Raw genomic sequence first — 15,852 nt, forward strand, 5'->3', positions numbered from 1 at the left:
ATTCTTGGTTGCAATCGCTGATATCGGTTAGGATAGTATTCTCTCAAGGAATCCACTCGCAAAACATCGGGGATCGATCGGTTATAATTCATCCAGCGTTTTCAATTTACATCGGGTGCAACTGCTGTAGCGACTTGCATCATCAAGATCTACTGCATCTGCTGGAGAATTGTTATAGTTAATCACTCCTTACGGCGGTAGTAGTCTATGTCATTTGACTTGAGTAAACGTCATCAACAGATTTTGTGGGCAACTATCCGCCAGTATATTTCTACCGCCGAACCTGTTGGCTCCAAGACACTAGTAGATGGATATAATTTGAATATTAGTCCAGCTACAATTCGTAGTGGATTTGCAAGCCTAGAAAAGGCAGGTTTTTTATATCAACCTCATACTTCAGCAGGTAGAATCCCCTCTGATTCTGGTTATCGGTTGTATGTCGATAGACTAATCCAACCATCCCCAGATATTGGGCGGCAAGTTGAAGAATTGCTGGCTGACAAATTAGATTGGGGATGGAGTTTAGAAGCAATTTTGCGCGGTGCAGTGGACGTATTAGCGACTCTAAGTGGCTATGTCGCGATGATTACCCTACCCCAAACTCGTCGCTCGACTGTCAAGCATATTCAGCTCGTGCGAGTAGATGCTAACAAGATGATGGTAATTGTGGTGTGGGATGCTTATGAGACACAATCGATCCTCATGCAGCTACCTCAAAATCGATCCACAATCGATGAAGATTTACTCGATCGAGAGTTACAGTTTTTATCTAACTTTTTGAATAGTAAACTTCGAGATCGATCGATATTAGAAGTATTAAAACTAGACTGGAGCGAACTCGATGGCGAACTCCAGCAATATGTATATCTAGTTAGTAATTTACTTGGAGATTTATCCCGACAATCTCAGCCGATTCATTCATCGCAGATGATGATTTGCGGTATTTCTGAAGTTCTCTGTCAACCAGAATTTTCTCAGCTTCAACAAGTCAAGACATTATTACATTTGTTAGAGTCAGAACAAGACGAAATTTGGAAATTAATATTTAATCCACATCTTAATTCTTCACTCGTCCAGCCAAAAATTGCCATCAGAATCGGTGCTGAAAATCCGCTCAAGCCCATGCAGATTTGTACGCTAATATCTACTAATTATCATCAAGATTCAATTCCAGTCGGCAGCGTGGGGTTATTAGGGCCAAAACGGATGTTGTATGAAGATGCGATCGCCCTAGTTGAATCGGCGGCTGACTACATATCAGCAGCAATTAGTCAACAATAATAGATCGATTGGTAATGCGATGAGAATTTAAAGTCTTATTACTTATTAAAAATAGTAAATCATAATTAAATAATGTTTAATAAAATTATTTTTGGCTCGTTGTGGTTTGGATTTAGTGGCTATGCTTTTTTATTAGCTCCACCAGATAGTGCGGATAGTCTGCAACTAATTATCAATCTCTCTACAGGCAAATGGGCAGGAATCGATCCTTTTATTATTGCCCTATTCAATTTAATGGGAATATTACCAATGGCTTATGCCTGTCTGATGCTAATTGATGGCAAAAATCAAAGACTTTCCGCTGGATTATTTAGTGCCGCATCTTTTGCAGTTGGGGCTTTTGCAATTTTGCCTTATCTCGCACTGCGAGAACCTAATTCAACTACTGGAATCGATCAGCTTCGCTCCAATGGGATCGATCGGCGTGGTATTATTAAGTTAGTAGATTCACGTTGGTTCGGTGTATCTCTAACAATCGGTACAGTAATATTGCTAAGCTATGGTATTACGCAGGGAAATTGGACGGATTTTGTCCAGCAATGGCACAGTAGCAGATTTATTCATGTGATGAGTTTAGATTTTTGTCTGTTGACATTACTCTTACCCGTTCTAATTTATGAAGATATTCACCATCGTGATTTTACCAATCCTCGCTCAGTTAGACTACTATCACTAGTTCCGTTATTTGGTGGACTACTTTATCTATGTATTCGTCCCAATTTAGCTGACTCTAGCTTAAAAACTGCCCAGAAATTAGTTTAGTAAATCCAGAGATCGGTAGTTAATCCAGGGATTAAATTTTTTTATATACTATGCTAAAAATTGCCGTTGTAGACTATGACATGGGGAACTTGCACTCTGTTTGTAAGGGTTTACAACATGCTGGTGCTCAAACATTAATTACCCATTTACCGTCTGAATTAGCGGCTGCTGATGCGATCGTTTTGCCAGGAGTTGGTTCATTCGATCCCGCCGTCAAAAAGATTCGAGATCGAGATTTAGAGCAACCACTCAAAGATATTGTCGCTAGTGGTAAACCATTTCTGGGTATCTGTCTGGGATTGCAGATTTTGTTCGATCGATCCGATGAGGGGCAAGAAGCAGGTTTGGGGATTATTCCTGGGACAGTACACAAATTCCAGCCAGAAATCGACCTCACCATTCCCCAGATGGGTTGGAACCAACTTCATCTCACCCAACCACACTGTCAGTTGTGGGGGGAAATAAATACTAATGCGTGGGTATATTTCGATCACTCATATTATGTCGAGCCAAGTTTGTCCTCGGTGTCAGCAGCAACTGTCACACATGGTAGCCAAACTGTAACTGCCGCGATCGCTTACGCGAATGTCATGGCAGTACAATTTCACCCTGAAAAGTCATCGACAATTGGGCTACAGATGCTGTCCAATTTCGTGCGGCTATCTGAGGGGTGGGGATCTTAGAGGATGTTTTCTTCTATCGGTGAAAGAAAATCTGTAGGGGAGGGTGTCTTGTCTCGCTGCCTTGTCGTTTTTTTATTCGGCGGCGTTTTATGCGGAGGTTCCCTCCGAATAAAAAAACCGCCAAGACAGAAGACCTCAAGTGGGTTCTATAAAAGGGGGGTTTGCAGGGTGGATTAATGTCACTATAAAATTTTGTTCAGTCCACTTCAGTGGACTTTTGCCGTTAGCCCGCACTTAAGTCGCGGGTGGTTGACGACGAAGCACAGGGGTTCTAGATTTTATTTTATGACAAGTATACCCCACGCGAATCAGGACAGATCTCCGACTTCTTTGAGAAGTCGGACTTGCAGGCATGATGGGATATCCTCATCACGATTCCAAGGATTGAAATAAATTCAGGTAATCTTGAGCAATTTTCTCTGATGTGTAATTTTTGCGACAATATTCACGACCAGACTGACCTAACTCTTGTGTCAGCCGAGGACTTTCACTCAATTTGAGTAAGTAGTCTGCTAGCCCTTGACCATCACCATTGCGGACAGTAATCCCACAATTGGCTTGGTCAAATACATCATTTAGGTAAGAATTTTCTGGACAAATACTCACAATTGGTCGCCCAGATGCTAGTGCAGAGTAGAGCTTGCTAGGTGCGACCAGCCCTTCCATCCCAGCACTAATACTAACGATCGAGACATCGCACGCAGTGAGTGAAAATGGTAAATTTTCGCGGGATTGATAAGGCAGAAATAAACAGTTATTCAGACCCATATCTTCCACACACTGCTGGAAGTATTTACGCTTTTCACCGCTACCAATAAAGACAAATCGGATCGGAGTGTCACGGAGTCGCACAATGGCATCAAACAGAGTATCCATATCATGACAGCGACCCATATTACCTGAGTACAAGACTGTAAATGGCTCGACTAGACCATGTTCTTGGGCAAACCAGTTATCCTGTTTTGGTCTGGGTACGATTTGCTCTGGGTCAACCCAGCTCGGAATCACCGCAATTTTGTCATCAATACCTGGTTGTTTCGCGAGAATCCGAGCTTTCATGCTCTCACTCAAGACAATAATCGCCGACGCCCGCTGCCAAGTCAGACAATTTAGACGATCCCACAACTTGGCAATCCAATGTTGTTGCTTGATGACATCCAGCTCGATCGCAATGTCTGGATACAAATCGTAGAGCAAACAGACGTAGCGAATTTTGCAAACGCGGCTGAGTAGATATCCCAACACGGGTAGAAATGGCGGAGCTGTCGTCAACAATACCAGCCCTCGGCGGTCGGCATGTCTGAGCAAGTGAAGAGCTGTCCGCACAAAAAATATCGCTCCAGCAACTGCTTTACCCCGTATCCGTTGGGGCCAAAAACGAGCAGATTGGGAGCGACGAACGAGCAAAGATGCGTATGACTCAATCCGTGGCGAGTCATCTCGATCGAAAGCATACGAGGGCTGACTAGTGAACACCTCAACATAGCCACAATTTTTGAGATTGTGAGCTAGTTCTTCGATCAATTGACCAGTAGCCGCATAATCAGGTGGAAAAAACTGGTTAATAATCTTGAGTTTAATCCGAGGAGAGGGTTTTAGAGGCGTAGGATAAGGATCTTTTTTGATAGTGGAATAATCTTTTTGGGTATGGCTGGCTTCAGGGGTATCGATCTTGGTGGAGGAAGGCATATCGCTAACTTGTGGGGAGGAATGCTTGACTAGTGAAGCTATGGTTTAGCAGTCTGGTTGCATGGCAAAGCAGAATAGAAAGAGCGATCGCGTTATGATATATTCGTTATCAAAATCTGAACTATGAGAATTACAGAAGATTTATACACATAGTACCCTCATTACTTAGATGGATAACTAAAAACCTTGAAAATTTACTTGTTGCCCCGATGTGCCGCCAAAAATTAGGGCGTTTGGGTCAACATTGGGCTTTGAGCAGCAAGATCGGCTCGACAGTGGTAAAATCCGATATACTTCACTAATGATGACATCTTACTATAGTATTCCCCCGAAACGCAGTCGATCGGAAGTAAATTTGCTCTTGTGGGCGATTTGACACTCCTCCCGAGTTCAGCGAGGAGGATTCTTGGCTCTACGATTCGATTTGCTCCAGCAGGTTTTCACCAACTGAAGTAGAGATCGGATCTTCCCAAGCGTTACCTGCGTCAAGCGCAGATCTTCCCGTGTGCCCCACGGTAGACAGTCCTCTATTTAGAATTACGATAGCAGCATTCTCATCTCTATCAAGCACACATCCGCACTGACATACGTGTGTCCTAGTCGATAGAGACTTCTTAACAATTACGCCACAGCTAGAACATTCCTGGCTTGTGTATGCAGGATTTACAGCTACAGTAGCTCTCCCAAATACCTTGCCAAAATATTCCAGCCAAACTCTAAATTGATACCAACCTGCGTCGCTAATTGACTTAGCTAAACAGTGGTCTTTGACCATGTTCCTTACGCTCAAATTTTCATAGACGACCAAATCGTTAGATTGGATTACGCACCGCGCCAATTTAATAGCGTGATCTTTACGTTGCCTACTTATTTTGAGGTGGATTCTACTTAACTGGATTCTAGCTTTTCTGCGATTGCTAGAACCTTTTACTTTGCGAGAGACTAGTCGTTGTGACCGCTTCATGCTTTTTTGGGCTTGGCAATAGAAGCGAGGATTTTCTACTTGTTCACCATTTGAGTCGGTGTAGAAATGGTTCAATCCCATATCTAATCCAATTGTATTTTTGGTAGGTAAAATGGTCTCTTCTCTATCTACTGAAATGCAGAATTGCACATAGTAGCCATTCGCCCGCTTAACCAGCCTTACCCGCTTAATTTGGTCGGGCTGATAGAAGTTTAGGTCACGAGTACCTTTTAACTTCAATCTACCGATACCAATTTTATCGGTGATAACGATCGATTTGCGATCTTCTGCCAACTTCCAGCCAGTCGTTTTATATTCAACTGAACGGTTATCTTTTTGAAAACTAGGGAATCCTTTTAATCCCAATACTTTCTTCTTGCAATTATCATAAAAGCGAGAAATAGCCGCCCATGCACGTTCAGCCGCAGACTGACGAGCCATAGAATTCAAGTTGTTGGCAAACGGAAATTGGGCCGCAAGAATGGCGCACTGCTTATTCAAATCGTACTTAGAGACTTTCGGGTTGTCCATCCAGTAACGGATGCACTTATTGCGAATGAATTGGGTAGCACGAATTGCTTCGTCAATGGCGACAAACTGGGCTGATTTGGCGTAGGTTTTGAACTCGAAGACTAACATTGGCTTTAACTTCTTATGCTGAAATTGTAGCTTAAAGCAGGTTAAAATACAAGTAATATCTACAGCGCATAATGGCTACTGGACGGGTCTCCCGCCCAGTGAACTCCGTTCGCTCCGGCAAAGCCGTCGTGAACGACGGGGTTTTTACCCCGTTTTCTGATAATATTTTTCTGGTCAGTTAGGCTGAGGCGATCCGATATGCGGTTAGATAAATATACAGTCGGCGAATATTCTCCTGGCGCACCGCTTTGGCAGCAAGTTGCCTGGTACTACCTGGGATCTTCATTGGTCAGTAGCTACTGGATCTTGAATTATGACTTCAAATGCTGGGTACTGCGTTGTTTTGGGGCACAAGTAGGCAAAGGAGTCGCGATCAAGCCAGGGCTAAAAGTAAAGTTTCCGTGGCGATTGGTAGTTGGAGATTTTGTGTGGCTGGGCGAAAATTGCTGGATTGACAATGTGGCGATGGTGACGATCGATAGCCATACTTGTATATCTCAAGAGGTCTATCTCTGTACTGGCAATCATGACTGGACTAGCCCCACTTTTCAACTCAAGGACATTCCCATTCATATCGGTGAAAGCTGTTGGGTGGCAGCGCGGGCTACGGTCGGCCCAGGTGCGAAACTCGGACGCGGTGCAGTACTCGGCTTGGGGAGTGTGACAAGTGGCTCTTTAGAGCCGATGACAATTTATGCAGGCAATCCAGCGCAGCCAATTAAAAAGCGAAAATTGCTCTCTCATCCTAGCGATCTTTCCATGATGGATGAAAATTCTGGGGGTTGATGATTTAGATTGTTAACTATCGGCTGATTTACGCAGGTATTCAGCTTCGATAATATGAATACTAAGCAATGTCTCCGCTAGAGTTCTTTGGAAGGCATAATACCAACCTTGCCACCCATCGAGAATGCCACCTTTGAGAATTAGGCAGTAAATTAAAATAATCACTGGGGCAAAGATTTTTCGTTTGCGGATGCGATCGCCCCAACTTAATTCTCGATCGGGTGTTTGTAATAGTTTTTTAGCTTCGATAACCATATAGCGATCTTGTGCCCATAGCCAGCGACTCAGGGGCTTGCGATCGTCATGATGGATATAGGCATCGAGACGAGTCGAGCGACCTTGCAGCTCTAAAAGCTGAGTATGACCATCATCAATATACGTCGCACGAGCTTTTCTAAATAAAGCTAATCGGTCGGGTAAAATAGTTCCGTGTAGGGGTTTACCAAAGACACAATATTTATAAGGAATAAAGTAACCGTCGATCGCCAAAATATGCAAAGAGCTAAATGTTTCGATTAGCTCATTTGTCAACACATAATCTGCATCCAAAGACAAGACCCACTCTGACTTAACCTGCTCTAAGCCGTAATTCCATTGCTGGGCATGGGTATCAAATTTTCGTTGAAATATTTTTATTTTAGGATGAGACTTAAGAATTTCTAGCGTACTATCTTCACTAAAACTATCAATGACAATAATCTCTTGCGCCCAGGGAAGTTTGGCGAGAGTGCGCTCGATGTTTGGAGTTTCGTTATAAGTCAGGATTAGTGGAGTGATAGTGTCAATATTCATAACATATATGTCTAATAAATAATACAAGTTATGGTAGAAGATTATAAATTAGACCTCAAGCATTTTTAATGCTAGGTCTGAAGAGAAGCTCTCAAAGTGTCCGGTTTCACCAGATTGTAAACCAGGCAAATATTATATCAATTATACTTGAGAGAGTGTCTGAAAAGTCAGGCGAGACGGCGAAGGGATAAGCGAATCATGGCGATATAAAGAAAAGCCTCAGAAGTATCGGTCACAATCTCATAACCTTTTAACAATCCCCAGGTATCGACCAAAATATGCCGTTTGCGGCCTTTAACTTTCTTCCCACCATCACAGCCCACCGCTTGGGGTTCAGACTGGGTACTGCCAATTTGAACAGACTGGCTAAGGTAATTTTGAATCGGCTTTACAAGATTAAGATATACGACCCATATTACCGAATACTGCATCAGCAATACCTCTCACTGCGTACCTAATTTTTTCAATTTTCTTATCTTCCCATAACAATATTTTCAATAATCTATTGCAAAGATTGGTTCTAAAATCGTACAAGACCCATCGTGGTTCAGTTGACATATATCTTGCATACATAAATAGAGAATTTCTAAAAATGTAATATATACGTAGAGGGGTATGATTTCTAGTCTGAAATGTTTTAAAGAAAAGTTTATGTGGCGTAGGAATACCAATATCATGGAAGAGAACGCAGTTAATAGCTTTGATAATCTTGTAGTCGTTTTTATTTAGTTTGAAACAAAAATCGTGGTCTACATGATCGATAAACAGATGCTTGTCAAAAAAACCTAATTCCAGAACAACGTCTAACAATAGTATGTTACCTGATGTCAAGCATGTATGTACTATTTCATATTTACAGTCTATCGTTGATGAAGGATTGGATACTTCTTTACTCTGTAGATCCACCTTTAAGTTTTCTTTAATGTAGGGAAACAAACTTGGGGAGATACTTACTACCCGATCGTCATTTTGACTTGCCCTAGCAAATGTAGCGGCTGCCTGTAATAAAAAGTCACTACTTACCGAACTATCTTGATCTAAAGTAACAACCCAATCAAAACCTTGCTCCAGACAATGCTTAATCCCGATATTTAGCCCCTCTGCAACGCCTAAATTCTCGCTATTAAAGTATGCTACTATATTAGCTGATTCATCGGCTAATAGCTTCCCAATCATAGCTCTCTCATCTGGGTTGGAAGCATTGTCAACAATACAAATCTGCTTGACTTGACTTACCAAAGATTGCAATCTTTGCTCAAAATCAACATCAGGATTATACGTGATAATTACAGCAGCAGTATTATCTTTGGATGGAGGAATATATCGTAGCTTCTGACTAGTATCGATAGGATGCATATTTTGAAGTGTATTGTTCATTTAATTACTTTGCAATCGTATTATGGATTATTAGACACTTTAATTAAGTACTGTAACGTACAAAAAGAGCGTATAGCTCCAAAAGTAATCGCGCTTAGAATCTTCTGCTTCTTTGTGAACAGACCGCTATGCACTAAATCTTCAAGCTTTAAGCCAGAGGATTCCATAAGATCGATAGCAGTTTTCTTGACAAAGAATCTTAAATGAGTACTATCTAGTACGCCAGCATTTTTATATTCCCACTCATTCTTAAATACAAGTGGAAATACGACTGAGTAATGCCGGACGTTAGGAATGCTAGCAATAATGATTCCTCCTGGTGCTAGCAGTGTATGTAGGTAAGATATGACCTTTTCTGGATTGACTAAATGTTCTAACACATCTAGACAGAGTATTAAATTGATGCTGTGTGGTTCGATTGGCAATACGGCACCCTCAATATTGCATGAATATAATATATCGACATTACTCGCCGCCCGATCGAGTGCCTCTGGGAACATTTCTACATCATAAGTCCAATCGCAGTAACCATTAGCTTTGAGATAAGCAAGGGTATTTCCAGTTCCACACCCAATTTCTAAAGCTCTTGCGGAGTGTTTCGGCAATAATGGTATGATGTCACTACGGTAATTATCATAGTAATCAATTGCCTTATCTTCGTATTTATTTTCTAACATCATGATTATTAACTAGGGTGATTTTTATTATACGATTTTAACTGGAAAATCATGGGGTAGCATTCGCCACGGACACCCTGCACTCAAAATATAGAAAATCGCGTTGACAATTTCTCTTGGATCGACTTTTCTAAGTCTGCCACCTGGTTTCGCTGTTGGGATGAATTTTTTGAGTAAATCCCATTGTTCATTGGTCAGGTCGCTTAGGTATGATTTTCTCGGCACGCGCTCATGATTTTCTGTCTTCATTTGCTTTTAGACAGATTCTCATAATCTTGAGAGCTTTTGTACCCCCTTTTCAGACATCCTCTGACAAGTATTTTAGACCCACCAATTTGGAAATAGAATTCGACAGATGGCTCTCGCTTTGTTAATTGTTTTTTGCTTGGGAGAATCATAGTTTTTAGACCAACCTGATGAGTATCCTGAGGGATCGACATTAACTTGCCATCTTAATATTGCACCTTTTTCACCCTGAAAAATTATCAGCTTATTGTATAGTAATGTTTCAATACAAATCATATCTTTTGATAATTCATTTTTAATATTGAGTAGGTGCTTTCTATAAAAAGCAGTTGAGAAAATCATCAACTGTGTAGTGGTGAAGACTTGCGGTGAAGGTGTGAGAATTGCATTATTTCTGCAATCTACTGCAAATAGAAAATCATCTTTGAGTCGATCGAGCAAGCGCGAAATATTAGGAAATGTTAAACGTCCAGTAGCTTTAATCAAGTAAGAAGATTGATTCAGAAGCTTACTAAGGGTAAAAGCCTCATCGATCATATTCAGTTCTGCATATCCATAATGGACTCCCTCTGGATAATCATTACAACAAAGCGAGATAAACTCAACTTGTTTATTTAAAGGATTAGACACATGAGTAAGTTTTTGTAAGGCATCTAATGGATAACCAGAATTTTCTATAAAAACGATTTTGTCTAAACGTCGATCGGGAATATTCAGCCAAAAATGAAGACCGCTCATATAATCCTGTAATCTAATTGAGGGATCGCTTCTGGAAACTTGTATCGAACCGTTTGACGGATCGATACAAGCAGATATGACAACTACATATTTACTATTTGGCAACATAAAATTAAATCAAGTTTTAATTCAGTGACAGTCTGGGTAATTGTGTTGGAAAATTGTAGTACCGCTAACGGACGGTATGAAAGGTTTAATAATGATTGTCATGCGGAGCGGTTATACCAACGAGCGATAGACTCGAACTAAATCGATAGCAATCTTGTCCCAGTTATAGTTTTCGAGTGCAAACTGGCGAGCGTGTTTTCCCATCACTTTCGAGCGAGCGGGATCGCTTAAATATCGATCGAGTGCCTGGGTAATAGCCTCAATATCTAGCTCTGCTACATAACCAAGATGATGCTCCCGAACAATAGTAGCTAATCCCACCCCAGGAGTGACTAACACGGGGGTACCAACAACCAAAGCTTCTAAAACAGAAATACCAAAGTTTTCTGAGTGAGAAGTCAAAGCAAATAGATCGGCTCCTTGGATTAGTAGATCTTTTTGCTCACCCTCAACGAAGCCAATCATCTGGGTGCGATCCTCGATCCCAGATGCTACCAATAGTGAATGAATTTCTGCTTCATATGCGGGTGTTCCACTTCCTGCAACGACAAACGTAAACCGCCGATCTCGAAGTTTACCGAGTGCTGGAATTAGATAGTCCAATCCTTTCTTGTAATGCAGTCGAGATAGAAACAGAATAATCGGTTCATCGGTGGGACAATTCAAATTTTGTCGCAGCAGCTTGGCAGCATCGGGGATCTGCGCTGGTATCTCCGTCAGAGCCAGCGGTAGGACAAAAGTAGGCGATTTAAACTTTAAAGCCAAAACATCATCTTGTTCTTGCTGACAGGTTAAATGGATGGCTTGAGCGCGATCGAGATTGGATCTTTCGATTAACTTGAGATAAGTTTGCTTTTTTTGCTGACTTTGCTCTAACGACCATTCACAGAGCAAACCATGTGGTGTAGTGAGATAGGGAATCTTTTTGAATCTGGCAATCGTCATCGCGACTGTAGAAGTATATGAAAATAACGCATGAACATGGATCGCGTCATATTTGGCGATATTTTGGAACAGCCAAGTTGTAAATGCACCTGAAAAAGCAAATTCGCGTAGTGCGGGTAATGGTGGTGAGAAGCGGGAGAAAAAGTAAGTAGGGATGCGATCGTAGAGAGTAAGTGTTCCTAATGTTACATCGAGGAGGTTGTCACCATCATCATTTGTGGTAGCAATCTCGACATCGATGCCTCGATCGAGCAAAGCATGAACCATATCAATAACAGCTCGACTCGTCCCCCCCCGTGCTGGAGAGATCGACGGAATGACATGTAAGATTTTCACTGATAGACTCCAGATCGATCGGCAAATTCTACTTCAGCTTCTGCTCTAGCGTAGTGAGTACGGACTCGATCGACTTCCAGCAAGTATGCACCCATCAGTAAATAAGTCAAGAATGCAATCAGCGAAAATGTAATATTCCCCAGTAAAAAACCTTCAAAACAACTGCCGATTAGCATCGATCCCAGTCCCGCTATCACCGCGCTACTTTGAAAAAAGTAATATGAGTTACGATTGCTCAACTGATTTAGTTGCCAGATCATCTTCACAGATTCCCATCCCATCATTATCATCGGAATGAATCCGATTAAGCCGAGACTGGCACCTGCGGAGAGCCAAGAATTTTCGCCATAACCTAATCGACCGCCCTGTTCGAGCGGGGCACCAAACAAAATATTGTCCATAAAGCCATTCCACAAACCACTCCAGACACCTTCACGAGTATTGCTGGTAGATGTAAAGCGATCGCTCACAGAGCCATCGATCCCTGTCGATGATGTACTTAATGAGTCTGCCCCTAGAAATGGCAAAATCAGGGCTGCTGATATCGCTAAAAACAATACTATTCGGAACCAAGCTCCACCATTATTCCGGTAAAACAATAAAATTGAAATCGCACCCATGATTAACCCAGTGCGAGAACCGCTGAGTGCTAAAAAGTACAATGTCACAATTAGGGTTGCTACCCATAAGAATTTAGCAAAATTCCATCTGGGTAACTTTTGAATCAAAAACATCAAACACGGAATCGTTGCGGCTAGTAGCACGCCTGCATGTTGAGGATTGCCTGTCGTTCCCAGAAAGCGACCTTGTACGAAAGTAATTGCTTGACGATTAACTAAAAATTGAACACCATTTACAATGACAAAAATTAATCCTGCTACTGCGATCGATTTCACCGCAAGATGAAAATTCTCATCATCACTCATCCATCTACCTAGCCCCATTTTGAGCATAAAGATGATTCCGCCAAATGTCAATGCTGAAATGAAAGCGAATTCTTGACTGCCGTAAAGCACTGTCTTCGCAAAAATGGCAAATTGGACGAACATGAGATAATCGATCGCTTTTGGAAGTATTCGTTGCCGCCAATTACTTTGGGTTTGTAATGCTAAAAATACTAAGAGGATTAGCGATACAATTGCTGATGGTCTACCGAAAGATCGAATTTGTTGAAGTGGAAATATTAGCGGTGGTGGTACTTTAATCCACTGATCTCCATATGTATTTAGCGAGGATGCAAAGCAACAGATACTAAATAGCAGCCATGCCGTGGGACGATCTCGACCAGCTTTAGCCACCATTAGTAAGCCGATGGCGATACCAATTAGTCCAAAAGGAGTTGAGATGAAACCAAGCAGTTGATCGATAAAGGTTTTATTCATACTTTGATTTTATTTAGTCAAACTCACTCGTGTAGACGTTTCTATGGCGGAGCGAGAAGATTTTGAAATAAGTTGAGTATTTACTGCTGTCTGGAGCAAAGCTTGCCACCGCTCCACCCAAATACCAGTCGCATAAGGTGCAGCTAGCTCTTGAGAGCGTTTACCCCACACTGGTAACTCGGCGTGATGCTGATGAAAGGTAAGTAAGGCTTGGGTAAGGCTTTTAGTATTCTCTTCAGGAATTACTAAACCGTTGTACCACGGACGAACCACTTCCACGCCGGAACCACAGACATCGGTGCAAATAATTGGTAAACCTGCGGCGGCGGCTTCGACAATGGCTAATGGCCAGGGATCGAATCGGCTGGGAAGGATAAATGCACCTGCCGATTGCCATACAGATTCCATTTCGCTAGGCTGCAAAAAGCCGCGATCGATAATGCCTGGTTTGTCTGCTAATTGAGATTTGAGTTCGCCTTGACCGCAACAGACCAGATCCCAAGGATCTTCCACTAGCTCGCGATAGTCTTGATAGGCTTGGACTAATAGATCGATCGCTTTAACCGGAATATAACGTCCGATAAACAGAAACGATCGCGGCCAGTCTGCTTGAGATCGTTTTTCCCAGAGCGGCACCCAGCTATTGTAATCGATCCCATATAATCCGCGATCGATCCGATCGGCGGCAATTCCCAATCGCTTGGCATATTGCCAGCTTCGCTCGCCTGTGACAACTACTCGATCCATCCGTTGCAGAAAAGATCGCAGCACTAGCGGTGCTAACCGTTGGCGCAAATTATCTTTCCAAGGTGTATCCATGCCCATGACAAAAGCGGTATTTTGGAGCTTAGTTGCAGATACTAATTTACAGTAAGGTTGATGCAACCAACCACAGACAACCACAACATCGGGGCGTTCTGATAACACCAGTTGCTCGATCGAATTTGAGTCTTGTCGCTCCTGAAGATTGAGTAATTTACAGGGAATACCTTGCATCAATCGGTCGCCAAAGGCAGTTTCTGTCAATGCTTGAAAGGCAATTACAAAGACATCTACCTCGGCTGATTCGTTGAGCGCGCGCCAGCAGGCAGCCATATAACCAGAGATATCCGACCAACAGAAGACAACCTTGAGTTTCATATTTACCAGCAATATCGATATTAAACGTCTTGTCGATCGATCCAGGTTAATTTTGCTCGATCAGCGACGAACTTGGCTATCTATCAATTATGCTAGAACGAGTTTATTTTTGTGAGTTCCTAAGCAGTTCGGTGGGAGATCGGCATCAAATGAAGCTATAAACCTAAGCTGGCAAAATTACTTTTCTACGTTATGTATTCCAATTCATCAGGCAAAGGTATTAAATGCCGTAACTAACCGATCGACACAATTAGACCAAGTATATGTTGCTGCGTGTCGATAACCTCGCTGGATATATTCGGCGCGTAACTGTGGCATTCGATCTAGATCGATCAGAATATCTACAATAGCTTCTGTCGTGGTAGCATCGACGATAATCCCCGCATCGCCCACAATTTCAGGTAAGGATGCTCGATCTGCTACTACAGCCGGAATCCCTGCTGCCATTGCCTCTAAAGCTGGAATCCCAAATCCTTCATAGGGTGAGAGGAATAGTAGTGATGAGGCACATCTCAATAAATATGGCAATTCTACATCTGAAACTATACCGAGCAGGGTAATATTCGGATATTCCTGAGCGGCTACGACATAATTAGACTCGGAATCACCAGCAATAACAATGTGCAAGTCACTTTTTCGTTGGTGCAGTACTTTGGCAACTTTCAACACATCATCCGCACCCTTTTTTTTACGCAAACCACCAACAATGATGATGTATGGTGAATCGATTGGTGGCTTGAGACTCGCAGGATCGATTTTGGCAATCTCAAAAAAGGATGAATCGACACCATTGCCAATTACCTCAATCTTGTTGGGATTTGCCCCCAGCAAATCGACCATCCTCTGCTTGGAAAACTCCGAAACAGTAAACACCACTCGACAATCGATTAGTGCTTTGCGAACCCACCGCCCCCATTTATAGGCAAACCAGCGATGTTGCCAAGTTTGAGACCAAGGCAAATTAGGCTCAAAGGCTTGAATATCATGCAGCGTAATCGCGACTGGGCACTTGGAGACAGGAATGTAGGTTTCCATGGGTGCATAGAGCCAATCGGTATCATTAGCAATATACTCATCCATTTGCGGGAACCCTAGTAATTTCCAGGTTCGCTCGGTTGTATTTTCAGCAGTGGGAAATGTGGTGAATGGAAGTGGTGATAATGGAGAAAGTGGATCTAGCTGTTTTTCAATGGTCAACCATTGTTTTGAGAATAACAGTCTTAGGGCTATCTCATCTCTATCGTTCAGACCTAGCAACATATTATTAATATGTTTGCCAACTCCAGTACAAGGTAAATAGGTACGGA

Annotated in this window: 15 protein-coding genes and 1 pseudogene; 4 read left to right on the forward strand and 12 right to left on the reverse strand. The window is 42.3% G+C overall.

Features of this window, described 5'->3' with window-relative positions; translation table 11 throughout:
- Positions 1-207: 207 nt before the first annotated feature.
- The 3 genes from hrcA (at position 208) to hisH (ending at position 2,726) form a co-directional block, all read left to right on the forward strand.
- On the forward strand, positions 208-1,281 hold the full coding sequence (gene hrcA / locus ACEW9J_RS06260) for a heat-inducible transcriptional repressor HrcA (RefSeq protein ID WP_373544277.1): 1,074 nt from the start codon (positions 208-210) through the stop codon (positions 1,279-1,281).
- Between the two features lie 72 nt (positions 1,282-1,353).
- Positions 1,354-2,043 carry a DUF2834 domain-containing protein gene (locus ACEW9J_RS06265; RefSeq protein WP_373544278.1) on the forward strand — a complete coding sequence of 230 codons (690 nt, stop codon included), beginning with the start codon at positions 1,354-1,356 and terminating at the stop codon, positions 2,041-2,043.
- A gap of 50 nt (positions 2,044-2,093) precedes the next feature.
- Positions 2,094-2,726 carry an imidazole glycerol phosphate synthase subunit HisH gene (gene hisH, locus ACEW9J_RS06270; RefSeq protein ID WP_373544279.1) on the forward strand — a complete coding sequence of 211 codons (633 nt, stop codon included), beginning with the start codon at positions 2,094-2,096 and terminating at the stop codon, positions 2,724-2,726.
- 369 nt (positions 2,727-3,095) lie between these two features.
- Here the strand turns inward: hisH and ACEW9J_RS06275 are convergent, their stop codons facing one another.
- Together ACEW9J_RS06275 and ACEW9J_RS06280 are read right to left on the reverse strand one after the other, a co-directional pair.
- Positions 3,096-4,415, reverse strand: coding sequence for a glycosyltransferase family 4 protein (locus ACEW9J_RS06275; RefSeq protein WP_373544280.1), 1,320 nt, complete (start codon positions 4,413-4,415; stop codon positions 3,096-3,098).
- Between the two features lie 412 nt (positions 4,416-4,827).
- Positions 4,828-6,018: an RNA-guided endonuclease InsQ/TnpB family protein gene (locus ACEW9J_RS06280; RefSeq protein ID WP_373544281.1), complete on the reverse strand. Its 1,191-nt coding sequence runs from the start codon at positions 6,016-6,018 to the stop codon at positions 4,828-4,830.
- A 198-nt stretch (positions 6,019-6,216) separates the two neighbouring features.
- Here ACEW9J_RS06280 and ACEW9J_RS06285 point away from each other — a divergent pair, with 198 nt between their 5' ends.
- A complete protein-coding gene (locus ACEW9J_RS06285) occupies positions 6,217-6,804 on the forward strand; it encodes a WcaF family extracellular polysaccharide biosynthesis acetyltransferase (RefSeq protein WP_373544282.1) in 588 nt (195 codons plus the stop codon).
- 12 nt (positions 6,805-6,816) lie between these two features.
- Here ACEW9J_RS06285 and ACEW9J_RS06290 read toward each other — a convergent pair whose 3' ends face one another.
- The 10 genes and pseudogenes from ACEW9J_RS06290 to ACEW9J_RS06335 all read right to left on the reverse strand — a co-directional run.
- Entirely contained in the window at positions 6,817-7,596 is a 780-nt protein-coding gene (locus ACEW9J_RS06290) for a glycosyltransferase family 2 protein (protein WP_373544283.1), read from the reverse strand.
- Between the two features lie 245 nt (positions 7,597-7,841).
- Positions 7,842-7,964 (reverse strand): annotated as a pseudogene (locus ACEW9J_RS06295) (IS5/IS1182 family transposase); the annotation flags it as partial.
- A 28-nt stretch (positions 7,965-7,992) separates the two neighbouring features.
- Positions 7,993-8,973: a glycosyltransferase gene (locus ACEW9J_RS06300; protein WP_373544284.1), complete on the reverse strand. Its 981-nt coding sequence runs from the start codon at positions 8,971-8,973 to the stop codon at positions 7,993-7,995.
- A gap of 20 nt (positions 8,974-8,993) precedes the next feature.
- Positions 8,994-9,653: a class I SAM-dependent methyltransferase gene (locus ACEW9J_RS06305; RefSeq protein ID WP_373544285.1), complete on the reverse strand. Its 660-nt coding sequence runs from the start codon at positions 9,651-9,653 to the stop codon at positions 8,994-8,996.
- Positions 9,654-9,677: 24 nt separating this feature from the next.
- Positions 9,678-9,899 (reverse strand): transposase, encoded by a 222-nt coding sequence (locus ACEW9J_RS06310; RefSeq protein ID WP_373544286.1) that lies wholly within the window; start codon positions 9,897-9,899, stop codon positions 9,678-9,680.
- Positions 9,900-9,971: 72 nt separating this feature from the next.
- Positions 9,972-10,742 (reverse strand): hypothetical protein, encoded by a 771-nt coding sequence (locus ACEW9J_RS06315; RefSeq protein WP_373544287.1) that lies wholly within the window; start codon positions 10,740-10,742, stop codon positions 9,972-9,974.
- Between the two features lie 111 nt (positions 10,743-10,853).
- The gene (locus ACEW9J_RS06320) at positions 10,854-12,023 is read right to left on the reverse strand and encodes a glycosyltransferase (RefSeq protein WP_373544288.1); all 1,170 of its coding nucleotides are present in this window, start codon (positions 12,021-12,023) and stop codon (positions 10,854-10,856) included.
- The gene (locus ACEW9J_RS06325; protein ID WP_373544289.1) at positions 12,020-13,405 is read right to left on the reverse strand and encodes an O-antigen ligase family protein; all 1,386 of its coding nucleotides are present in this window, start codon (positions 13,403-13,405) and stop codon (positions 12,020-12,022) included. The genes ACEW9J_RS06320 and ACEW9J_RS06325 overlap by 4 nt, the downstream gene beginning before the upstream one ends.
- A 9-nt stretch (positions 13,406-13,414) precedes the next feature.
- Entirely contained in the window at positions 13,415-14,545 is a 1,131-nt protein-coding gene (locus ACEW9J_RS06330) for a glycosyltransferase family 4 protein (protein ID WP_373544290.1), read from the reverse strand.
- Between the two features lie 207 nt (positions 14,546-14,752).
- Positions 14,753-15,852 (reverse strand): glycosyltransferase family 4 protein (locus ACEW9J_RS06335; RefSeq protein ID WP_373544291.1); only part of this gene is annotated, 1,100 nt, incomplete at its 5' end.

It is taken from the genome of Chamaesiphon sp. (assembly GCF_041737865.1).
Taxonomy (GTDB): domain Bacteria; phylum Cyanobacteriota; class Cyanobacteriia; order Cyanobacteriales; family Chamaesiphonaceae; genus Chamaesiphon.